This is a genomic window from Paenibacillus mendelii, assembly GCF_024498075.1.
GTDB classification, from domain to species: domain Bacteria; phylum Bacillota; class Bacilli; order Paenibacillales; family Paenibacillaceae; genus Paenibacillus_Z; species Paenibacillus_Z mendelii.
Genome location: NZ_JANHOF010000004.1, coordinates 112,742 through 133,965 on the forward strand (window position 1 = coordinate 112,742; position 21,224 = coordinate 133,965).

21 protein-coding genes are annotated in these 21,224 nt (G+C 49.4%); 4 read left to right on the forward strand and 17 right to left on the reverse strand.

All coding sequences use genetic code 11. The features are described 5' to 3' along the window. Positions 1-150: 150 nt before the first annotated feature. The 7 genes from NNL21_RS14855 to NNL21_RS14885 all read right to left on the reverse strand — a co-directional run bounded on the left by NNL21_RS14855 (position 151) and on the right by NNL21_RS14885 (position 8,619). Positions 151-858: an FAD-dependent oxidoreductase gene (locus tag NNL21_RS14855; protein ID WP_204818061.1), complete on the reverse strand. Its 708-nt coding sequence runs from the start codon at positions 856-858 to the stop codon at positions 151-153. 511 nt (positions 859-1,369) lie between these two features. Continuing rightward, positions 1,370-2,086 (reverse strand): hypothetical protein, encoded by a 717-nt coding sequence (locus NNL21_RS14860; RefSeq protein WP_204818062.1) that lies wholly within the window; start codon positions 2,084-2,086, stop codon positions 1,370-1,372. Next, the gene (locus NNL21_RS14865) at positions 2,083-2,958 is read right to left on the reverse strand and encodes an ABC transporter ATP-binding protein (protein ID WP_256555260.1); all 876 of its coding nucleotides are present in this window, start codon (positions 2,956-2,958) and stop codon (positions 2,083-2,085) included. The genes NNL21_RS14860 and NNL21_RS14865 overlap by 4 nt, the downstream gene beginning before the upstream one ends. Beyond that, entirely contained in the window at positions 2,958-3,320 is a 363-nt protein-coding gene (locus NNL21_RS14870; RefSeq protein WP_204818063.1) for a GntR family transcriptional regulator, read from the reverse strand. The genes NNL21_RS14865 and NNL21_RS14870 overlap by 1 nt, the downstream gene beginning before the upstream one ends. A 763-nt stretch (positions 3,321-4,083) precedes the next feature. Then, positions 4,084-6,228 carry an assimilatory nitrate reductase catalytic subunit NasC gene (nasC, locus tag NNL21_RS14875; RefSeq protein ID WP_204818064.1) on the reverse strand — a complete coding sequence of 715 codons (2,145 nt, stop codon included), beginning with the start codon at positions 6,226-6,228 and terminating at the stop codon, positions 4,084-4,086. Continuing rightward, positions 6,206-8,368: a nitrite reductase large subunit NirB gene (gene nirB, locus NNL21_RS14880; RefSeq protein ID WP_204818065.1), complete on the reverse strand. Its 2,163-nt coding sequence runs from the start codon at positions 8,366-8,368 to the stop codon at positions 6,206-6,208. The genes nasC and nirB overlap by 23 nt, the downstream gene beginning before the upstream one ends. 50 nt (positions 8,369-8,418) lie before the next feature. Then, positions 8,419-8,619 (reverse strand): hypothetical protein, encoded by a 201-nt coding sequence (locus NNL21_RS14885; protein ID WP_204818066.1) that lies wholly within the window; start codon positions 8,617-8,619, stop codon positions 8,419-8,421. Positions 8,620-9,005: 386 nt separating this feature from the next. Here NNL21_RS14885 and NNL21_RS14890 point away from each other — a divergent pair, with 386 nt between their 5' ends. Continuing rightward, entirely contained in the window at positions 9,006-10,226 is a 1,221-nt protein-coding gene (locus NNL21_RS14890) for a nitrate/nitrite transporter (RefSeq protein ID WP_204818067.1), read from the forward strand. A gap of 245 nt (positions 10,227-10,471) precedes the next feature. Here the strand turns inward: NNL21_RS14890 and NNL21_RS37035 are convergent, their stop codons facing one another. Next, positions 10,472-10,759 carry a DUF8580 domain-containing lipoprotein gene (locus tag NNL21_RS37035; RefSeq protein WP_507176558.1) on the reverse strand — a complete coding sequence of 96 codons (288 nt, stop codon included), beginning with the start codon at positions 10,757-10,759 and terminating at the stop codon, positions 10,472-10,474. Between NNL21_RS37035 and NNL21_RS14895 the strand changes: the two genes are divergently transcribed. Next, complete coding sequence (locus NNL21_RS14895) at positions 10,658-11,839, forward strand: ATP-binding cassette domain-containing protein (RefSeq protein ID WP_204818068.1); 1,182 nt, start codon at positions 10,658-10,660, stop codon at positions 11,837-11,839. The genes NNL21_RS37035 and NNL21_RS14895 overlap by 102 nt on opposite strands. Before the next feature lie 61 nt (positions 11,840-11,900). Then, positions 11,901-12,575 (forward strand): lysoplasmalogenase, encoded by a 675-nt coding sequence (locus NNL21_RS14900; RefSeq protein WP_256555261.1) that lies wholly within the window; start codon positions 11,901-11,903, stop codon positions 12,573-12,575. Positions 12,576-12,665: 90 nt separating this feature from the next. On the opposite strand, the gene NNL21_RS14905 is transcribed toward NNL21_RS14900, so the two are convergent. The 5 genes from NNL21_RS14905 to NNL21_RS14925 form a co-directional block, all read right to left on the reverse strand. Beyond that, positions 12,666-13,907, reverse strand: a complete 1,242-nt coding sequence (locus NNL21_RS14905; RefSeq protein WP_204818069.1) for an MFS transporter — start codon at positions 13,905-13,907, stop codon at positions 12,666-12,668. Between the two features lie 67 nt (positions 13,908-13,974). Next, positions 13,975-14,637, reverse strand: coding sequence for an HD domain-containing protein (locus NNL21_RS14910; RefSeq protein ID WP_204818070.1), 663 nt, complete (start codon positions 14,635-14,637; stop codon positions 13,975-13,977). A gap of 170 nt (positions 14,638-14,807) precedes the next feature. Then, positions 14,808-15,455, reverse strand: coding sequence for an effector binding domain-containing protein (locus tag NNL21_RS36510; RefSeq protein WP_204818071.1), 648 nt, complete (start codon positions 15,453-15,455; stop codon positions 14,808-14,810). Between the two features lie 180 nt (positions 15,456-15,635). Then, the gene (locus NNL21_RS14920) at positions 15,636-16,949 is read right to left on the reverse strand and encodes an ABC transporter substrate-binding protein (RefSeq protein ID WP_204818072.1); all 1,314 of its coding nucleotides are present in this window, start codon (positions 16,947-16,949) and stop codon (positions 15,636-15,638) included. A 101-nt stretch (positions 16,950-17,050) separates the two neighbouring features. Continuing rightward, positions 17,051-17,566: a DnaJ family domain-containing protein gene (locus NNL21_RS14925; protein WP_204818073.1), complete on the reverse strand. Its 516-nt coding sequence runs from the start codon at positions 17,564-17,566 to the stop codon at positions 17,051-17,053. A 299-nt stretch (positions 17,567-17,865) separates the two neighbouring features. Between NNL21_RS14925 and NNL21_RS14930 the strand changes: the two genes are divergently transcribed. Continuing rightward, on the forward strand, positions 17,866-18,288 hold the full coding sequence (locus tag NNL21_RS14930; protein WP_204818074.1) for a cupin domain-containing protein: 423 nt from the start codon (positions 17,866-17,868) through the stop codon (positions 18,286-18,288). Between the two features lie 3 nt (positions 18,289-18,291). Here NNL21_RS14930 and NNL21_RS14935 read toward each other — a convergent pair whose 3' ends face one another. The 4 genes from NNL21_RS14935 to NNL21_RS14950 form a co-directional block, all read right to left on the reverse strand. Then, positions 18,292-18,714 carry a hypothetical protein gene (locus NNL21_RS14935; RefSeq protein ID WP_204818075.1) on the reverse strand — a complete coding sequence of 141 codons (423 nt, stop codon included), beginning with the start codon at positions 18,712-18,714 and terminating at the stop codon, positions 18,292-18,294. 235 nt (positions 18,715-18,949) lie between these two features. After that, positions 18,950-19,660 carry a Crp/Fnr family transcriptional regulator gene (locus NNL21_RS14940; protein ID WP_204818076.1) on the reverse strand — a complete coding sequence of 237 codons (711 nt, stop codon included), beginning with the start codon at positions 19,658-19,660 and terminating at the stop codon, positions 18,950-18,952. A gap of 104 nt (positions 19,661-19,764) precedes the next feature. Continuing rightward, the gene (mobA, locus tag NNL21_RS14945) at positions 19,765-20,412 is read right to left on the reverse strand and encodes a molybdenum cofactor guanylyltransferase (protein ID WP_204818077.1); all 648 of its coding nucleotides are present in this window, start codon (positions 20,410-20,412) and stop codon (positions 19,765-19,767) included. 192 nt (positions 20,413-20,604) lie between these two features. Continuing rightward, on the reverse strand, positions 20,605-21,174 hold the full coding sequence (locus NNL21_RS14950; RefSeq protein ID WP_204818078.1) for a hemerythrin domain-containing protein: 570 nt from the start codon (positions 21,172-21,174) through the stop codon (positions 20,605-20,607). Positions 21,175-21,224: the final 50 nt, after the last annotated feature.

The window sequence follows — 21,224 nt, forward strand, 5'->3', positions numbered from 1 at the left end:
AGTTCTTAACTTAAGCTGCTTTTCTCTGGCGTGAACGTTACTCCTGCCGACTTTGTACGGCCCATTGGAAACTGTGACGTCAATATTACCAAGGGACTTGCCGTAGGTAAATAATCATTTCTTTAATAATCCATTCGTATTCATTCTTAACTAATACCCAAAAAAGGCATCCTTTTTGATATTCCGTTTTGAAATATTATTATTTTGTAAATAGCTAGAAATAGAATCTACCATTGACTTCGGTCCTGCAATAAAGTACTTACCACTGTTTTTATATAAGGCGTTAAACTTATCAATTTCCTGATGTAAGTCATCCCTTGAATCAAGATAAGTTACACTTATTGAAGCATTGTTCGCAATTTCATCAAGTTCATCTTTGTAGATATATGACTTTTTGCCATCCAAATAGAGTAGTTTTCTTTGTTTCTCGTCTCCATTCCCTTCTGCCTCTATTTGTTTTAGGATCGACCGAAATGGTGTAATTCCAATTCCACCTGCAATCAGAAGCGAAGGACTGTTATCTTGTAGATAAAAAGACCCTAGAGGCCCACTCATCTTAACTTTCATTCCCTGTTTTAATTCTAATATCGCTTTCTTATAATCACTAGGGTCATCACTGATACGCGTTGTTATTTTAACAATATTCTCTGTAGGAGCAGATGCCACACTGAATGGTTTTGTAGGGTTTTTTATGGTCTTATGAGTAATACTAAACAAACCATATTGCCCTGCTTTCCAGGTTAAATCTTTCTCTTTTTCAAATAGAAAAGAATATACATCTTCTGATTCTTTGTGGCTTTCTAAAAATAATAGCTCTCTCTTTTTGAATATTGAGAATATATCTTGAAAAAAACTCATTTCCCCATCTCCCTTTTTTAAATTTGCAAGCCGTATTTTGCTATTACGAATTCTTCTGAAGAACGTGGATTTCTCCCTGTAAAAAGCTAAAGTTAACGGTAATAACTTGCGAGTCCCCATTCTTGTCATGAGCAACCGCATTTTCATCCTTTAAGTGAAACTTCTCCAGGTTCCAAACTTTCCAAAATGACTAGCTCTTAATTAGACACCATTTAGTGACGGTTTAATTTTAGGTCACCATTTGGTGTCATGTCAACAACATTTTTAACTTCACATGAAAACTGTCAACGGAAGCGTAAGTCCAGAAAAATAAAGATCAGGCAGGCATATAAACTAGCCCGATCCGACACCATGCCGTTTACATCTTGATGTATTCATTTAAAAATAAAACTGTGTTGTGACCGCCTAAACAGCAAAAAACGGCATCTCTGCCGTTTGCGCTTCTCGAATGCCGCTCGCACACCCGATCCGGACGCTATGTGTTATTGATAGCGGTCCATCCATTTATTCGTTATCCTTTTCTCGGCATCGGATGCAATGGCGCATGGCGCAGCATCGGATACGTGGCGAATAACACAGCCAGACTCACCGCCCCGACGCATGAAGCGATCGCCATCCCACTCATCTTGAAATTCGACATCCAGTCGAACAAGGCGGAAATAGTGCCTCCATAATAAAGAAATATGCCTGCGACCGTTATGATCATGAACATGATGACGCTGCGGATAAATCCTACCCGATACACGATGGCATAGCCGAAAAAAGAAAGGCCGAAGCATGCCATGCCCACCATCAGATCGATCCACAAATAGTCGAAGAAATGGTACTCTCCCAGAAACAACCTTGCAGCATGCAGAATGCCGGCTTGCACCGAATTCCATTGATAGATCGTGACTAACGCGTATTGGCAGATGTTCAGACACAAGACGCTGAAAATAACGCCCCCTATGCCCAAGCCGTAGAAAGCTTTAAGGAATTGCTCGCGCGTGCTTCCCATTCCGATCGATATCGAAAAGAGGGACTTGAATCCGAAGAGCCCGAAACCGGCGCAAAAGAAGTACGCAGGCCCGGATATCGCGGCAAGCGTTTCCCGATCGAGGTCAAAGACCAAGCCGGCGATGATCCATACGATTGTCAACGGAATGGTAATGAACAGCAGCATAAGTTTGGCAAAATACCAGCTCACATCCTCGAATATCAATCGGAATACCGCGCTCCGTGCGTTCATACGTTAACCTCCGCATCTTCCGTTATATTCAGTAAATAATTTTGCAAGTCTGCTTTCTCAATGGAAAGTCCATAGGCTTGCGCTTGATCTTTCCATTGCTTCGAATATGGGGCGTCGAGCATCACCCTGATTTTCGATCCCAACGCGCTTTGCTCCAGCACATGATAACCGTCAATAACGCTTGTCACCGCGCTCCGTTCGCCAGCCAACCATATGCCTTGCTCGCGGAACTCGTCGATCGGTTGATGATACAGCAGCTTGCCCTTGTGCATAACGATCAACGATTCGCAGAGCGTTTGGACTTCTTCAATATGATGCGTCGAAATCAGAATAAGACGAGGCGATTCCTCATGGCTTTCCCTTAATGCCTCATACAGCTTTCTCCGAATCCCGGCATCCAGGCCGTTCGTCGGCTCATCGAGTATCGTTAAGTCGGCGTGGCTAGATAACCCGATAATAAACTGAAGCGCAGACTTCATCCCTTTGGACAGTTTGGATACTTTCTTCTTGCGGTCCAATCTGAAAGTTTCGACCAGACGGTCTGCCGTAGCTTGATCCCAATTGGCATTGAAATATCGACCGAAACGAAGCGCATCCTGCACCGTCCATATTATGCTGAACGGATGATCCTCCTGCATGTAGCAAACATGCTGAACTGCCGACGGGTTACCGTAAGGTGCCGATCCCATAACATGAACCGTTCCGCCATGAGGCCGTTGATGACCGGCTAGTAGTCTCATCAGCGTTGTTTTGCCGGCCCCGTTGCGCCCCCACAGCCCAGCGATCACCGGCTCCTTCTCCTCGAACGATACTTTTTCGAGAACGGGAACGTTATCGTACGAATACGCCACTTCGTTTACGTATATCATCATCAATCCTCCTCCAGAATCAACTGAACGACCGATTCCTTGCTTAATCCGATTCTCTTCGCTTCTTCCAACAAGGGAAGGACGAACTGTTCGCGATAGTGACGCTGACGATCCTTCAACAATTGCAGCTTCGCTCCGCTCTTTACAAACATGCCTATCCCTCGCTGTTTATAAATAATCCCAGCATCCACCAAAGCCTGAAGACCCTTGCGTACTGTCGCCCGGTTGATGTTATAGAAGCGCGACAATTCATTTTCGGAAGGAATTTGTTCCTCTTCGTTCAATTCTCCCCCCACAATCTCGTCCATGATCATTTGGGCAATCTGTTGAAAGATTGGTTGGGATTCATCCAATGTCGGTTTCATCAAGGACCTCATTTCTGAATGTGACGTTGAATGGTTGATTACTCGTGTATACAACTATACATGACTTTGAATTGATTGTCTATAACCGCTGCGGCCCAATTAAGCGAAAAAAAACCTCTACCTCATGAAGAGGCAGAAGGATGCCGAATGCGCCCGCCGCTAAATCGGCGATGCGATCTATTAGGGCTTACTGAATGATCAATTCAACACACCCTGCGTTTGTAGTTGAAACCATCCTAAAATGAAGCGAAAATGAATCCGGTGGTTGCGCTCCAAATTCATGACCAGAAATTGTTGAGCAATTACGGTTTGGTTGGTCTTCGCAAGGCGTGCTTGAATACGACCAAGCCCGAACCTTCACTTGGTCTCGCCGAACTTGCTCTTCAATATAGTCTGATTGCAGCTACGGCCATTGCACGTAACCTAATCGTTGTAACTCGGAATGTTCAAGGTATCGAGCGTTGTCAGGCTTTTGTTTACAATCCATGGGATGATGCTTATAAAATGTAGCTTGGTCCCTCCGGTGAACTGAACGGACTTCCACCGATAAGAAGACGCGTGCATCTGGGCAAGCGGGATAAAAAAGATGACTCCTTGACGAATACAGGAGCCATCTACTTTAGGCACAGTTCAATCCATGCATCGATGAGGTGTTTTTTGTATTGATGGAAATTGCCGTTCGGGTGGAAACCGATGTATATGGGTTAAATTCGCGCATGAAGTGATGTCGTGACAACTAGCAGATAAATAATACATCATCCATTCATGGACGGCCCTCTTCTCCTGTAATTGGCTCCAACCTTACGGCGCTAACCTTGAAGTCTGGCATACGGCAGAATGGATCGAGTGCCGGATTGGTCAATCGGTTCACGTTCTGAATGCCGCCCCAGTGCATAGGGACGAACACGGTATCTTCGCGAATTTTGCTGGTAACCCGAGTGCGTACAACTACCGTTCCGCGACGGGAATCGATCCTCACGAGCGCACCGTCCTCGATCCGGTATTTGCGGGCCGTACGCGGATGAATCTCCATCACGTTCTCGATTGCCCGTGCGGCGAGGGATGGGCTTCTCCTCGTTTGTACGCCTGTCAAATAATGCTCCAGGACGCGCCCATTCGTTAAGATGAGCGGATAGTCCACATCCGTCTCTTCCTCTGGTCGTCGGTTATCCACTGGCGCGAATACCGCAAGGCCGTCCGGATGTGCGAACCGCTCCTCGAACAATCGCTTCGTCCCCTCATGTTCAAGTGAGGGACATGGCCAATAGACCCCTTCTTCCCGGCGTAAACGATCATACGTAATCCCGTAATAGTCAGCGATCCCCCCGCGGCTTGCGATTCGAAGCTCTTCGAAGATTTGCTCCGCCGATCGGAAGGCGAACCGCTCTCCTTGTCCGAGCCCTGCCGCCAACTCACACAGCATCTGCCAATCGTGCTTCGACTCAGCAGGCGCCGCACGGGCGGCTTCCCGAAGCAGTACCCTGCCTTCGAGGTTGGTCATCGTCCCCGTGTTCTCGAGATAGGAAGTGACCGGAAGCACGATGTCGGCCAGCTTTGCCGTCTCTGACAGGAATATATCGGCTACTACGAGCAATTCGAGCCGTTCTAACCCTTCCTCAACAAGCCCGGCGTTCGGGTTGGAGACGATTGGATTCGAGCCCATCACGAACAGTCCCCGAATGTCCCCGGCATGCATGAGCTCCATCATCTCGTAAGCGGACACGCCTTTGCCGGGAAGTTCTGCAGGATTGATTCCCCAGACGCTGGCTACATATTCGCGATCCTGCTCGTTCTCAATAAGCCTATAGCCCGGAAGCTGGTCGGCCTTCTGTCCGTGTTCCCGGCCTCCTTGCCCATTCCCTTGACCAGTGACCGCTCCGTAACCGCAGCTCGGTCGTCCGATCTTGCCTGTAACAAGAAGCAGATTCAAGAAATTCCGCACAGTCATATGGCCATCGACGTGCTGCTCGACACCCCTTGCCGTGAAGATCATCCCTGTCGACGCACGGCCGTACGCCAGCGCCGCTCGCCTGATGCTAGCCCGATCCACACCGCACAGCACAGAGACCGCATCCAAGTCGAGCCCGTCGAGATGGTGCTTCAGCTCCTCGAATCCCTTCGTCCGCTTGCGGATAAAGGATTGATCCACAAGACCTTCATCCATCACGATCTTGAGCATACCGTTGACAAGGGCGGCGTCCGTGCCAGGCTTAACCTTCAGATGCACATCCGCTAACGCAGATGTTCCCGTCTCCCTCGGATCGATCACGATGATGAACGCTCCGTTATCCTTCGCCCGCGTAAAATAAGGCATCAGTGTAGGCTGACATTCCGCAATGTTCGTTCCGGCGAGAATGAGACATTCAGCGTCCTGAATTTCGGCCAGACGATTCGTTAGCCCTCTATCGATCCCGAATGTCTTCATGCCAGCGGAAGCAGCAGCGGACATGCAAAATCGGCCGTTGTAATCGATATATCGAGTGCGCAGGGCCACCCGGGCGAACTTGCCGAGGAGATACGCCGATTCGTTCGACAGCGATCCTCCACCATATAAACCGACTGCATCCCTTCCATGTATTTGCTGAATGGTCGTTAACCGCTCTTGAATCGTCGCAAATGCTTCCTCCCACGTGATGCGTATGAACTCGCCGTCCCGCTTCGCAAGCGGGTATTGCAGCCGTTCCCGGCTATTCGCATGCTGATGTGCGTTCATCCCCTTCACACATAGCCGCCCCTCAGATGCGGCATTCATAGTACCTTCGACGCGGATCGCGGGACGTCCAGCGGATGATCCGCACTCTACCATGACCGTCATCTTGCACTGGACGCTGCAGAACGGACATTGTGTTGCTAGCTCCGTGATGCCTTCTCTACCCGTATCTTGGTCAACTTGATCTCTCGACGCCATGGATGCGCCCCCCTCTTCTTCCGGCTCCGTCAGCCACCGCCTTGACGGGCCATTCCTCGAACCTGCGGCTCTGCAATTCATCCCGTGCTTCCGGATCGAGTAACTTCTCACGAACCGCAAGCATACCCTGCCGCTCCAACCACTTCCAGACGGGTTCGCGGTAAAACGCAGAATCCCCATACCATAGCAAGCATGTGACGCCAAGCTCTAAGGCATCCTCGACCGTCAACCCGGCCGCGATCAGCTGCGCCTGCTTGACCGGATACTCCGCGTGGCCGCCAGCGTAAACCTCCCATCCCGCCGGGGCTTCGGCAATCCCGACATCGCGCACTGGCAATCCAACTCCTCCATTGATGCCCGAAACAATCGCCACACTTACGGGATGCGGCATTGCGTGTAGCTCCAGCCTTCCCTCGAGCTCCGCTCCGATCCACTCGACTCGGCGAGCTTCGCTGGAGCCGGATTCGACGCCCGAGCCAAGTTTTATACGCAACCCATACCCATTGATTGCCTCGTCGTAATTCGAGCCAACCTCCGCCCCCGCTGCTTCCACCTCACCGAGATAATAAATAATGGCCGGTCTGCATACCGCACAGCCGCCCTCCCTGTTCCAGCCGAGATGAGCCATCACTTGTTTAGCACTCGAATATTTACTATGTTTCAGCGCCTCCTTCAGAGCTGAATGACCAAGCGATGTACATCCGCATACCCGAGGTTCCTCCTCTGCCTCTCCGCCTGTCAAGGCGAGCTCGATAATCGCCGCCACCATCGGCTTGCAGCCACCGCACGAGCCTGACGCTTTGGTTCGCTCTCTAACCTGAGCCAGAGTTTGTAGCCCGCCGCTTCGAACCGCCTTCACAATCACCGCTTTAGTAACGCCGTTGCAGTTGCACACCGTCTCCTGATCCGACATGGAGGCCGCGGCCTCGTCCGCCCCACCGTTCGAAGCGGAAGATGCTCCTGCCCTGGAGAGCACTGACACATCGGTTCTGCGCTTTAAATATCCGAGCAGCGTATTGCCTTCCGAGATATCTCCGTACAGAACCGCTCCCGCTATTTTCCCGTCGATCATCGTAACCTTCTTGTAGACGTTCCTGGTGCGGTCATAGAGCTGGTAAGCCGTCTCGGCCTCACTGTCGTTCACGCTGCCTGCTGAGAACACGTCAATGCCGGATATTTTGAGCTGCGCATAAGGCACCGAACCGCGGTAAGGCTCCGTCTTCTTGCCGCATAGTACCTTCGCCAACACTTTGCCTTGCTCATACAGCGGGGCAACCAGGCCGTAGACGATACCGTCATGCTCCGCACATTCTCCCACTGCGAATACGTCCGAAACGTTCGTTTCCATGTAGTCGCTCACAACGAAAGCCCGATTGGTGTGTATGCCGCCTGACTTCCCCAACTCGACATTCGGCCTGATCCCAACCGCCATAACGATCAAATCGGCTGACAAGCGAGTTCCATCCGAGAATAAGATGCCTTCCGCACGTTTGCGGCCGACAATTCGCTCCGTGTGCTTATTGAACAGAAAGCGCATGCCTTGCTTTTCCAGTTCAAACTTCAGAATGTCCGCAGCCATCCGATCTAATTGGCGGTTCATCAAGAACGAGGCATTTTGAACGACTTGAACCTCCATCCCTAAGTTAAGCAGCCCCCGCGCCGCTTCCAATCCGAGCAGCCCGCCGCCAATGACGGCCGCCTTCTGATAGGAACGCGAGGCGTCTACCATTCGCCGGCAATCCTCCAAGCTGCGGAACGCAATGACACCTGGCTTGCCTGCGCCGGTTATTTGAGGAATAAACGCCGAAGAGCCTGTTGCGAGAATGAGCTTGTCATACTCGACAATGACCCCCGATGCAGTCTCCACCTTCTTGCCAACTACATCTATGCGAGCAGCCACTTGACCTGCGAGCAGCCGAATTGCCCGCTCCTTGTACCAATCCCAATCGTTTAGAATGATGTCTTCGAAGGAGGCGTCCCCTTGCAGCACTTTGGAAAGCATGATGCGGTTATAGTTCGGGCTCGGCTCGCTGCCGATTATAGTAATATCATATATATCAGGCGATATTTGGTAGATTTCCTCAACGCAGCGAACCCCGGCCATCCCGTTCCCGATAACGACAAGCTTCAGTTTGCCCATGGCGTTCAGTCTCTCCCTTCACATTCAAAGTACGTACAAGGCGACCCACGTCATGGCTCCACATCGATAAGCAGAGGCGGGCGTTCCGGGACGGAAATTTTGACGAAATCGATTTTGTCCCGGCAAGCTTCAATGCCTTCTTGATGCAGTCGTACGTTCCAATACTGGGTACCGCCCGTCATGACGATCCAATCCGCCCGGTCCCGCTCCTGATCAGTATCACGATCCCTCTTGTATCTGTAATGAAACATAAAAAGCCCGCCCCTTGACTGCAAGGGTACGGGCATCATTGCCTAATTGCGGAGCACTTCATTGTGCCTCTTGTATTCCGTTGTTGAATATAGATTAATTAATGTCGATGAAAGTGTCAAGCCGAAATGTAAGTATATATAACATTTATCAATCGATACCTCAACATTATAGAAGGTATAACCTATTTTTATGTTATGTATATTGACATTAGTTTGACACCTTCATATAATTTTATTTGGGTTCACAATGTTGTGACCGAAATATAACCGGTGCGCACAAAGGCGTGGCGCCGTTTTGGCGACGAGGCCGCATTCCTTCTTAGGGAGGAGTGCGGCCTATTGGATTTCCCGCGATAAGCGGGCAAAAACGGGAGGAGCGAACAAAAATGGATAAAACTAGCTTCTGGAAGAGTGGTCATAAACCTACACTATTCAGCGCGTTTCTTTATTTCGATATGAGCTTCATGATTTGGGTTCTGATTGGCCCGCTTATCGTCATCATTATGAAGGATTATCCGATGGATCCGGTGCAGAAGGCGAATCTGGTTGCTCTGCCCATTCTCGGCGGATCGATGCTGCGGCTTGCGTTAGGCTTCCTGACCGATTACATCGGACCGAAGCGGACTGGACAACTCGGCATGCTGCTGACAACAATTCCGCTCGTCTGGGGCTGGAAGTTCGTCGACTCTCTCGGACAGATGTATCTCGTTGCTCTGCTGCTCGGCATCGCCGGAGCCTCGTTCGCCGCCGCTTTGCCGCTGGCTAGTCAATGGTACCCGAAGGAGCATCAAGGTCTTGCAATGGGAATCGCGGGTGCAGGCAACAGCGGTACGGTTTTCTCAACATTGTTCGCCAACCGAATCGCCCAGCATTTCGGCAGTTGGGAGACCGTATTTGGACTGGCGCTTATTCCGATCCTTATATCATTCATCGTCTTTACGATATTCGCCAAAGATAGCCCGACCCGTCCTGCGCCCAAGAAGCTATCCCATTACGCGACGATACTCCGTCATAAAGACGCTTGGTTGTTCTGCCTTCTCTATATGGTTACGTTCGGCGGCTTCGTAGGGCTGTCCAACTATCTTACAATCTTCTTCAACACGCAATACGGCTTATCGGCCGTTCGCGCGGCCGACTTCACGACAATCTGCGTCATCGCAGGCAGCTTCTTCCGGCCGATCGGCGGTGTCCTATCCGACAGGATCGGCGGCATTCGGGTGCTAACCATTCTGTACGCCGGCGCGGCAGTCATGCTCGGCTCCGTCTCCTTGCTCCCTTCGCTCACGCTGGTTATTGTTCTGCTCTTCGTTGGCATGATGTGCCTGGGGGCAGGCAATGGTTCCGTATTCCAACTCGTACCGCAGCGATTCGGCAACGAAATCGGCATAGTTACCGGTATCGTCGGCGCAGCCGGCGGATTAGGCGGCTACGCGCTTCCGCTCATTCTCGGAAGCCTGTACAAATCGACGGGATCCTATGCGCCTGGCTTCCTGATTCTTAGCGGTATCGTGATAGGCAGCCTCGTCCTGCTTACAATCGTCCAGATCTCCTGGAAGAAAACCTGGAGTGAACAAGGCCGCACTGCAAAGGCAGAATCGATCAGCTAAGCATCCTAAGCTCATCACGAAAAGGAGCATCCATTCCGCTCGGCCTTCAAGCCGGAATGGATGCCCTATTCAGCTTGCTTCCAGTAATGCAATAACGTGCTGGCAATCATATATTTATCAATCATATCGTAATGAGATAATTCCCCCTCATAGATGGATTAATTCCGCCTTTGCAAAAAGAAAAGCGCCTCGGTACGATGGGAGTACGCAACGGGTCATAGCCCTTAAAATCCCAACCTCGTTCACTATGAATCGCTTTGAACAGTAGATAACGAAACGAAGACCGGAGCGGCAAAATCCGGAGCTTCCTCGCCTTTTGGATTGTGAAGACGGAACAGGAAAGCGTCGCCTGTTTCTGACTGCCACACGATATAATCGTAAATCCCTTCACCACTCGAGACTGTCGAGAAGCGACAGGAAAAGTTACCGGCATGGTTGGGGAGATGTTCGATGTCGTTCAGCTTATCCAATTGGCCGGTGCTCAAGACCGTATTATTGAGCGGTTCCGAGCATTGAATCAACTGCGCAGGCAAACGGCACTGAAGGACAATTTATTTTCCAACCTGTTAAATTCGGTTTTTTCTAACATCGTTAATATCGGAACCGGGCTTATTCTATTACTTGGGGCATCCTCCATGCAGCGAAATGAGCTAACCGTTGGTGATTTTGCCATGTTCGTCTATTATTTGGCATTCGTAACCGACTTCACGGCATTCTTTGGCCGCTTTTTATCCCTGCTGCATCAGACGGGTATTTCATTCCAGCGTATGCACAGACTGCTTCAAGGCACATCCGATAGCAAGCTCACCGAGCATCATCCTTTATATCTCAGAGGGGATATGCCTATTCCCGATCAAGAGCAACGGGAGAAGAATACCCCCTTCCGATCCCTGTCCGCTGAAGGGCTAAGCTATCATTATCCAGCCACTGGCAGAGGAATCGATGATATCACGTTTGAGCTGAAAGCCGGCAGTTTCACTGTAGTAACTGGACGAATCGGTTCAGGAAAAACGACGCTGCTTCGTTCCGTGCTTGGCTTGCTGCCGCTCCAGTCCGGAAACATCCTGTGGAACGGCGACACGGTCACAGACCCCGCTGCCTTCTTCGTGCCTCCGAGAACAGCCTACACGTCACAGGTGCCTCATTTATTTAGTGATACGCTGATAAATAATATTAGCCTTGGAATGAGTCTAGCAGACGGGCTTCTAGACAGAGCCATTCATACCTCGGTTATGAATAAAGACTTAGCGTCGCTTGAGCATGGTTTAGACACGGTAATCGGGCAGAGAGGCGTCAAACTGTCCGGCGGCCAGGTTCAACGAGCAGCGGCCGCCAGAATGTTCATACGAGAGCCGGAAGTGCTTGTATTCGATGACCTGTCGAGCGCACTCGATGTGACAACCGAGCAGCAGCTATGGGAACGAATTTACCGTATTCCACACGCGGCTTGTTTAGTCGTATCCCATCGTAAGGCTGCCCTGCAGCGGGCGGATCACATCATCATCATGAAGAGCGGCCGGATTGAGGCTCAAGGTACGTTAACTGAGCTGCTGGCTCATTCAGAGGAAATGCGTCTATTGTGGAATGAGGAACGTCCCGTTCAAGGAATTTGACCACGGCATAACGAATATGTATAGGCAGTTATCATATTCGAAGGAGTGAGGAGCGATTTCCTTGATAAAGTATGGACTGCCTGCACTCATTACGTTGATGGGCGTGATTTACATCTTCTTCATTCCCGCCGATCCGCATGCGGTCAAGATGCTGTTCAAATTAATTCCAATGTGGCTTATTATTCTCTACACTTACCTGCGAATGCCTGAGGATCGTAATCGAAATCGCTATCATGGGGTCATTCTGACCGGATTGTTCTTTTGTATGCTGGGTGATGGTCTTCTGCAATGGTTCATTATCGGACTAACAGCCTTTCTAATCGGGCATCTGTTCTATTTATCCGCATTCTTCAGCAGATGGCGTTTTTCTAAATCGAGGTGCTTGATGATCATTCCTATTACGGCATTCGCGGTATTTATGAGTATGCAGCTCGTGTCAGCGCTGGTTCATGATGGCAAAGAGGGATTGATCGCACCTGTTCTCGCTTACCTCATCGTCATATCATTGATGGGCTGGTCTGCGATCATGACCGGGAATACGTGGGCGATTATAGGCAGTCTGTTATTCATGGTTTCGGATTCCATCTTATCCTGGAACATGTTTATCTCCGATGTCTCTTACTCTGGACCACTCATCATGACCACCTATTACGCTGCTCAGTTTCTTATCGCCCATAGCTCGCGGACAACGAACACCAACACGGTTCATTCCTCGGTTTATCACGCCAAAGGGTAAGAAGAAACAAGAACAACCGGCTGCGCTTATGCAGCCGGTTGTTCTTGTTATGCAGACTCTCATTCTCGGAAGAACGGTCGATGATCGTTACTATTTATATATTTTGAGCATAGCGGTATGCATTTGTTCGAGCAGCTCCCTGCGATACCATAATCCGATTAATAGAAAAGCAGCAGCAGAACCGATAAAGATCGCCTGCATCCCGTATTGAGCATCGATCACCCAGAATGTCAGTGTTGGCCCTATCGCCGCCCCCAGATCGGTCGAGACCGAATAGACCGTCATGACCGCAATTACAGATGATTGCCGAGCAACGTCTGTCGCCATCGCGTCCATCAGCGTCGACGTGACCGTCATCGTCACCATAATGAATATGACGATTGCTATCCAAGCATAGATCGGCATATGCCATGGCATTAACGCATACCCTGCGGCAGCCCCAACCAAGGAGAGGATAAATAATGGAAGCCTTCCTCTTGGTCCATCAGAGCGGTGCCCGAACCACGTTGCCAAGAATGGCTCCCACGCGCAGCGAACCGCTTGCAGGATTCCGCCCAACGCAGTGCTGGTTATTAATATCCCGAACAGCCATACCGTACCCGAGTGATTAAGGTCAATGACCAGACTTAAAGTGGAGCCGAATATGGCATGCAGCAGCGAAATCAATAGTCCGCAGATGATCATTTTCGTAACTGGCTTTGACCATATGCCTTTGCTTTCCTGTGCGGACGGAATGTTAGAAGAGCCATATTTCTTGGCCTTGGATGAAATCGAAATCAGAATAAGCGGAACGCCGATAAAAGCTAATATACCAAAAAAGATGGACATGAATTCAAAGCCGAATACGGGCGTCAATACACCGCCGAACAATACACCGACCATACTCCCCAGTCGCCATAACCCGTTATACTTCCCCATCAAGTATCCGCGGTTCGTATCGTCCGAGTAGTTGATGACCGTCAAATAGCCTCCTATTCGCATCAATGACCATGCAATGCCCCATAAGGAACGAAGAACGAGCCAGGCGGCGAACCCCTTCCAAATTCCATAGCCCACTGTTGTGAAGGCTCCCAGAAGAACGGCAGCGAGAAGGCCCGTTCGAAGCGACATTTTGTTATATAGCCATCCGATAAACGGGTTCAACGGGAGACGAACGAAGCGATTAATGGAAAGCAGCACGCCCACCTGCCAGAGCGCCGTTAGTCCTACCTCTTTCCAGTAGATTGGAAGCACCACATACAGCATAGCGTCCCCGAATATGGTTAGGGCGGTTACAATCGCGACTAATGTCACGGGCCGAGCCGGATTCATGTTTTTACTAAGAGGCATCATGAAGTTGTTTCTCCTATCCCATACGTTAAGTTTCGAGATTTTGCCTACTGTACTCGTTATCTACGGTTCAGGCGTTGCCTTCCCACTCCTGGTAGAAACGCTCCACATACTGCTCCATATAACGATGGCGTTCCTCTGCGATCCGTCTGGCGGAGGCCGTGTTTATCCGGTCCTTGAGCTTTAACAGCTTTTCATGAAAATGATTGATTGCCGAGCTCTTCCCATGTCGATACTCATCCGGCGTCATCGCATGTCGCGGCTGCAGCTCCGGATCATGGATAGGATCCCCCTTCCATCCCGCATACACGAAGGTTCTCGCTATCGCAATGGCTCCTATCGCATCCAGCCGGTCCGCGTCCTGGACCACTCTTCCTTCCAACGTACGCATCGGAGGATTCGACCCTGCATTAAAGGACATGGTCGAGATAATCTCCATAACATGCTCCACTTCCTCCACCTCGAGCGGTTGGGTCGCGAGCCATTCGCCAACCTTTCGAAGTCCAAGCTCCTTAGATTCGTTAAGCTTCTCGTCCGCAACATCATGCAGCAATGCGGCCAGTATACATATGAAGACGTCTGCCCCTTCTTCGGGGGCCATTCGTTCGGCCAGCTTGACGACTCGGTGAACATGCCACCAATCATGACCGGTTCGATCATGCTCAAGCACCGACTTGGCAAAACGTTCAGCCTCGCTTAAGACCTCCCTGCGATCTGCTTCGTGCTGTTCCATTCCTAATTGCCTCCTCTTCCCTCTACTCCGCGGCCATAAATCATCCTAATACTTAGGGGAGGATCTACTAGAGCCTCATGTGGCATTAAACCTATTAACCATTGTAAAAGAATTTCCTGATTTTTGCTCCACTATATTAAAAAAAGCTGCCGCGGCAGCTTGAGAAAGGATTAAGTTGCAATAATCGGCGCGTAGACGTCGAAATCAAAATGATTGATTTCATCCGCGGGAATATGAAACGGATTGACCGGTGCGAGCCGATTGAGTTCATACCCATAGGATCCTTCACTCATATCTCGTTCATAACCTGCCGTATCAAACCAGCTCCATATGGCAGCATAGGTACGGTCCATTTGACCGCGGTCTCCACATACTGTCGTTCTCGCAAATGTCCTGGATGGTATTGTAATTATCTCGAATCCTTCGGGAACATGATCCAGCGATCCGACCTCCACGCCTACCCAGAGCGTCTCAACACCTGCTGCCCACTGCCATTCCGGAATAAACACGAGGCCTTGCTCCTTATGGAGGACATCCGGATGATTCATCATCCCCAGTTCAACTTCCTGCCATGCCTGCCTTACATCCCGCTGACTTTGCAGCGTCCTCCGCACAACCGCCTTCATCATCGGCCTCTCGATGACGGTGATTACCGCCTGACCTTCATTCATGGTTACCACCTCCATAACTTCATCCGCCATGCTTCCTTGAACTACTTTGAATGCTTTCGTCACTCGGCTTGGCCGATAGCTCTCGGGAATTCCATCCTGTTCATCTTCCCTGCCGCTATCGTGGAATCTCCTGACTCTGCGAATCACAAAATCTCACCTCCATGATCGTATCTGATGTTTTGTCGGGGTTGTATGCTGGACTAGTTTCTATAATTTATCACAAATGACACTCTGGTCATATGCTCGAAATTATCAGAAATCGCCTCAAATAAACATAGAGCCGCACCCGTTGGTACGACTCTAACCCACTATCTCCTATAACCCTCGCTACTTCATTTCGTCAATAAGAGCTTGAATATATGTTGTCATATGATCCAAGAATGCCTTGGGTTCCAACGTCCCTTGGTAGATAACCTCCTGCCATTTCTCGTTAAATTCCTTCGAGAAGTCGACAGGTACCCATGATTCGAGATGACTTCGCTTGGCATTCGTCAAGATATCATGCGTCACCTGCCATACGGGATCCTTACCGACCTTTTCTTCCATCACAGGGTTGGCGACTTTGCCGGATACAAAATTCGAATTCGTTAATGCCGCCGCTCCCGCATTGCTGGAGGTAAGCCACTTCATGACGATCCACGCGGCCTTATTATCTTCCTTGCTTGCGACCATGTTCAATCCAGAGCCGCCAAGCCATAACGAATCGGCGGGCATCGATTGGAACTTCAGATTCGGATTTTGCTTGACCCAATCCTCCACCCAGCCGGTGATTGCGATATCTACGGCAGCTTTATCGCTCAATATTCGGCTGGAGCCCTCCGGAAGAGTCGCATTCAGTTTGCTCATTCGCTGGTCATCGATATGGGTTCGTTTGAATTCCACTAGAAATTCCAATGCTTTCACGATTAATGGATCATTGAAATTGACCTTCTTGGCTGCAGGATCATAGAAGGTTTCCGTTGTCGCACCGTTTAGATAAGCATAGGTCTGCAGGGTATTCAATGCACCGAAGGTTTCATGCGGCAGAATCGTAGTCATCACTTGCTGACCATTCTCGACAATCCAGAATTGTTGTAGGAAGGCTCCGAATTCCGCTAAACTATTCATCTTCGGAATCTCGGTTATCCCATACTGCTGTAGGATGGCCTCATTATATACAAGAACGAAATTTGGATCGACCTGCCAAGGGAGACCCCATATCTTGCCATCCGCAGCAGCATGCCGTGAATAGGCCGGTTCATAAAATAGTTCTTTATGGACATCCGGATCCGCTTCCATATATGGGGATAATTCCTTAATGAGTCCGTTGGCAATCCAATTGGGTGTATTGGGACTCGATGTCACGATATCGGGTGCCTCGCCGGATGCCACCAGAACGTTCAGATAATCCCCGCCTTGCGACCGGATAAATTCCAGCTTAATGTTCGGATATTCTTTATTGAAGCTTTCAACGATTCGAGCATACAACGATTCATCCTGCGGCCATTCATATAACACTTTAACGTGGCCTTCCATACTTGCGTTACTGCCTTCTCCTTCATTTCCCTCCTTGTTAACCGAAGAATTTGAGGTACATCCGGCCATTAGCATAATGATCAAAATTAGCCAGACGAAATGCCTCCCGTACTTACGTGTTCCCATCTTCCTCCCCCGCTTCCATCATTGAATTTTACGAGAGCCAGGATTGACCTCGATACCTTCATTATGAGGGGGAGGATGTGAACCAAGTATGAATTTTTCGATTACAGCCAGAGCTGCAGCTGCTGCTCCATATTATCCCTGGTGATCTGCCGTTTCTGTAAAATGGTGCTCGGCACCTTGTGATTGTATGACCTGATTTTCTTATTTATTGCTTGAAGCTCTTGAATACATGTATGCTCATCCTTTGGATTGGAACGGATAAGAAGATGGATTTGATCCCTTATTTCATGCTGAAGAGTTAGCCAATCGGGCAGGACATTGGCATGCTTGAGTATGCCGCTCATAACATCGCCGGATGAAATTTCAATGGCTTCGCCTTTACCGGGCAAATGATCGAAAGCGCCTTTCTTCAGCTGCTCGTTGTACATCTCTCCAATCCAATCCTGGGCAGAGCTGCCGGAATTCCAGAATTGGACGGGACTTACTGCAAGCTCATGCTCAATATCCTCTTCGGTTATGCCCATTGGATCAGGTTTAGCTGTTACTGTTTGATTGTCTTGGGGGTCGGGGTTAACTTGTTGATGTTTATTGCCGTTCTTCTTGAACCATAGAAACATCCACTCATCACCTCATTAGACTTTTCATTGGGTATCAAAGTCACAACAATCGGAAAGCTTCCTCCCGAATAACCGTGGTTCCTCTCTTATATTTTACTAAATTTCCCTTTTGTCGTGAGGGCAAACCTATGTAGATTCCATGAACAGTCCAACTTGCTGCCAATCGGAACGAATGAGAAGGAATGAGCTATCATGTGCCTTCAGAATGCATGAGCTTCCGGCCATATCGGCGGTCTTTTCCATGTTCTCCTTCATATCATGTGGTAATGCTTCATTAACCTCGGAGGTGCAATAAAGAGATGAATACACAGCGCAGGTGCAGAGTCGTTCGGTCTACAAGAATATACCGTGGTAAGCAAGGGTTGGACTACGGAGAGGCGATATCGAAGGAAAGCGTCGGCTCCGAAGGAATCTGCATGCATCTGCTTACGATTCCTCCAGAAGTCCGTGCGAAAGCACATCTTCACGAAAATCATGAAACCGCTATTTATGTCATTCAAGGCAAATCTGCCATGTGGTACGGAGAAAACCTGATGCAGCATATGGAAATTGACGCTGGCGATTTTGTCTATATTCCTGCGGGAACTCCTCACCTGCCCTATAATCCAAGTGACTCCGAATCCTGTACTGTCATAATCGCCCGTACGGATCCGAACGAGCAAGAAAGCGTTGTTCTTCTCCCTGAACTAGACGATATCTGGAACCGTAATGAGTTAGACTGACGCTCACCTCTGGCGTTTCTTCACATACCTGACCCCGAGCACCGCGATGGCACCTACGATGACAATCGATAGGGCAATCCACGTCCACGAAGTTGGTTGTGGGTCTTCGGGAGCAGTACGCTTCACCGAAATTTCTTGGCTGCTTAGAAAAGCGAGTTCTCCCGCCGATGCATCGGCTTCTAACATGGAGGGTGCGCATAATGGAATTTCCCATCCACTGGGCGACTCCTTCAGAAAGAACAGATACTTGCCGCCTGTTCCACTACTTCCGAGTGATGGGCCCCAAGTGGAATTTTCTTTCACGATTAGCGGATCTGTAACGACCCCTTTGTAGCTGGCTATGACCTCCAGATGAAGCAGATTGCTAGGATTGCCTTGATCCACTTTCACAACGGATGCTAGTATTACACCGTCATAATGCTCCATTTCCTCCTCAAGTGTTCTTTCGTTGTACGCACAGTCTAGAGCTGAGCTAGTAGATGGGAAAAGTACCATCAGCAGAAAGCATATCAATATCCACTTTTTCACACCTGCACCACCTTTTATGCTAGAGACGTGCAGGATGAATTTTTTGTTGCGTATAGAAAATCAAATTAACCCCGAACCAATCGCCGCACGTGGCGGAGGTTCGGGGTCTGTCGGATACTTAATGGGGTTAAATTTACATTCTACAGATTTCTTTTGGACAATTCTCGCAATGACAGACGTCACGCAAGTAATTAATGTCATTAATAATGACGCAACCGTCATGAATTTCGAGAACATGCTCCTTTTTCAGATCCCCGAGCATACGGTTGACACTCTCTCGGGTTGCGCCAATCATATCCGCCATCTCGGTGTTGTTCATTTTGAGTTCAATATGAATGCGGCCGTCTTTCGTCGTTCCATAAGAATTGCTAAGGCGAATCAGCATCGAGCAGAGAGCTCCCGTTTTGCCGAACATCATCAGATCGCGAAACTTGGTCTGTGTCATCCGATGCATAAGACCCATCCATTTCATGAATTCAAGCGCCAGATCGGAATTCTGCCACAACAGAACCTCCAGGTCTTTCCGTTGAATAATTCCGATCTTACTATTCTCGGTCACTTCAGCGCTGAAATTGTGAACCGAATCGTGAAAGGGATCCATCTGACCGATCAAATCCCCTTGCTGGTGAAGATACATCGTCAATATTCTTCCGCTGTCGGATGTTTTCGTTGTCCGTACCCGTCCTTGTTTGATAAAAAACAATTTGTCTGCAGGATCGCTCTCCCGGAACAGGAACGATCCTTTCTCCAAGCTTCGCGTATACATGATGCTCTCCAGTTTAATTAAGCTCTCTTCCGATAGGACTGGAACGATTCCTTCTACCCGATTCTTCAATGCTTCCATCTGAGCATTCCCCGCTTCCCGTTCGATCTAATTGCTTCTATCATAACGCGGGTAAGCGGGAAAGGATATCGGGGACTTCACTGAAAATTGCCTTAGGTATTCCCCTACGTCCAGGAGGAAGATAGCGAAATATCCGGTTGAGCTTCACGATTCACCGCTTCTGATTCCCTCACCAGACGCTCGTAATCCACCAGGGTGTGGACCTCAACAACAAACCGGCAGTCGATTTGATTCATCTGAAACACATTCTCCCCCGCTTCACACCACTGAAGCGCATCCAGAAGAGCTGCGATCGAGGTGCTGCCTGTATCCATCAGCCTTTCAATACTTTCGCAGCATTGCTTCTTATACAATCCATGGAGCGGGTACACACGGTTCGCAACGCTAGGAATTGCAGCATTACAGCCATCCGCCATCGATGCCAGCATGAGCTGGGCTGCCGCGGCCGATATAAAGGGCATATGACCGCCAACGACCCAGATATATGGATTCTTCGCTAATGCCAAGCCTGCATGTATGCCGCCAACAGCACCGTTACCCGGGTAAAAGTCCGTAATGATTCGCACCTCCCGATCAACCACTCTCATGAACGGAAAGGGATCATTGGTGACGATAATCAATTCATTGCAGCACTTTCGCATCTCAGATAACTGTCGTTCTAGAAACGTCTTTGAACCGAGCTCTAGCAGTGCCCGATTCTTCCCTTCCATCCCCCGGTTATCCCCGCCTGCCAATATGATACCGGACAGCAAAGGCATCGCTCCCTTCTACGCCGCTTCCACCGCAACGGAATGTAACCTCTTTCACTCTTCTTGATCTAATGGTAAAGGTAACCGCCTTGACGGGCTATGATCTTCATCACATCGTAACGATGAAGATCATTAACAAATAGGCCAGCCTATGAGAATTACTCATGGACTGGCCTATCATCAACCAACAGCCTGCTAAGAAAATAAATAATCGATATCCGTTAGTATTTCACCTACGAGCGGGAACAGGACGTCCTCTTCCATATGAAAATGCCCCTTCAAAATCAGGCAGCCTTGCGTTAAATGATCCGTGGCTTGCTTAAGCTGCTGAGCCATGTGGACATCGTATCGTTCCATTCCCCGCTTCAGCATGCTAAGCATGGAGCCGCTGAGCTCCAAGAACGTATCGAAGAATTGAAGCGCGAGCTCATGATCCTTCTCGAGCACCCAGATGGACGGCATCATCGTCGGTTCGATTTTCTTCTTGAAGTAGCTCGTAATAATCGGAAACAGCTCTTGATCCTCCCATTTCGCATGGCGATCCAGCTCACTAACGAGATGGGCAGATTCAGAACGGAGCTGCTCCAGTGTCTGGAACATCGTAGAGGACATTGGGGATGCTGCCGCACTCATACTCCGTTCATATAAGGCGTCTACCTTCTCCTTCAAGCAATCATGATCCGTCTTCAATTGAATAACCAGCATAAGGAATGCACTCGTTCTAGCCGAATCTAATGGCTCCAGTTCAGCCTCCATCCTCATCATCGTTACGTATCCCCCTCAGCTTGGTATGACAAACCCTTTGAGAATACTGT

Coding starts and splice junctions, on each gene's coding strand:
- NNL21_RS14895 (WP_204818068.1), top strand. CDS start 10,658: ATGGTTGGGGAGATGTTCGATGTCGTTCAGCTTATCCAATTGGCCGGT.
- NNL21_RS14890 (WP_204818067.1), top strand. CDS start 9,006: ATGGATAAAACTAGCTTCTGGAAGAGTGGTCATAAACCTACACTATTC.
- NNL21_RS14940 (WP_204818076.1), bottom strand. CDS start 19,660: ATGGAAGCATTGAAGAATCGGGTAGAAGGAATCGTTCCAGTCCTATCG.
- nasC (WP_204818064.1), bottom strand. CDS start 6,228: ATGGCGTCGAGAGATCAAGTTGACCAAGATACGGGTAGAGAAGGCATC.
- NNL21_RS14935 (WP_204818075.1), bottom strand. CDS start 18,714: ATGGAGCATTATGACGGTGTAATACTAGCATCCGTTGTGAAAGTGGAT.
- NNL21_RS14885 (WP_204818066.1), bottom strand. CDS start 8,619: ATGTTTCATTACAGATACAAGAGGGATCGTGATACTGATCAGGAGCGG.
- NNL21_RS14855 (WP_204818061.1), bottom strand. CDS start 858: ATGAGTTTTTTTCAAGATATATTCTCAATATTCAAAAAGAGAGAGCTA.
- NNL21_RS14905 (WP_204818069.1), bottom strand. CDS start 13,907: ATGATGCCTCTTAGTAAAAACATGAATCCGGCTCGGCCCGTGACATTA.
- nirB (WP_204818065.1), bottom strand. CDS start 8,368: ATGGGCAAACTGAAGCTTGTCGTTATCGGGAACGGGATGGCCGGGGTT.
- NNL21_RS14865 (WP_256555260.1), bottom strand. CDS start 2,958: ATGATGATATACGTAAACGAAGTGGCGTATTCGTACGATAACGTTCCC.
- NNL21_RS14925 (WP_204818073.1), bottom strand. CDS start 17,566: ATGTTTCTATGGTTCAAGAAGAACGGCAATAAACATCAACAAGTTAAC.
- NNL21_RS14870 (WP_204818063.1), bottom strand. CDS start 3,320: ATGAAACCGACATTGGATGAATCCCAACCAATCTTTCAACAGATTGCC.
- NNL21_RS14920 (WP_204818072.1), bottom strand. CDS start 16,949: ATGGGAACACGTAAGTACGGGAGGCATTTCGTCTGGCTAATTTTGATC.
- NNL21_RS14860 (WP_204818062.1), bottom strand. CDS start 2,086: ATGAACGCACGGAGCGCGGTATTCCGATTGATATTCGAGGATGTGAGC.
- NNL21_RS14950 (WP_204818078.1), bottom strand. CDS start 21,174: ATGATGAGGATGGAGGCTGAACTGGAGCCATTAGATTCGGCTAGAACG.
- NNL21_RS14910 (WP_204818070.1), bottom strand. CDS start 14,637: ATGGAACAGCACGAAGCAGATCGCAGGGAGGTCTTAAGCGAGGCTGAA.
- NNL21_RS14930 (WP_204818074.1), top strand. CDS start 17,866: ATGAATACACAGCGCAGGTGCAGAGTCGTTCGGTCTACAAGAATATAC.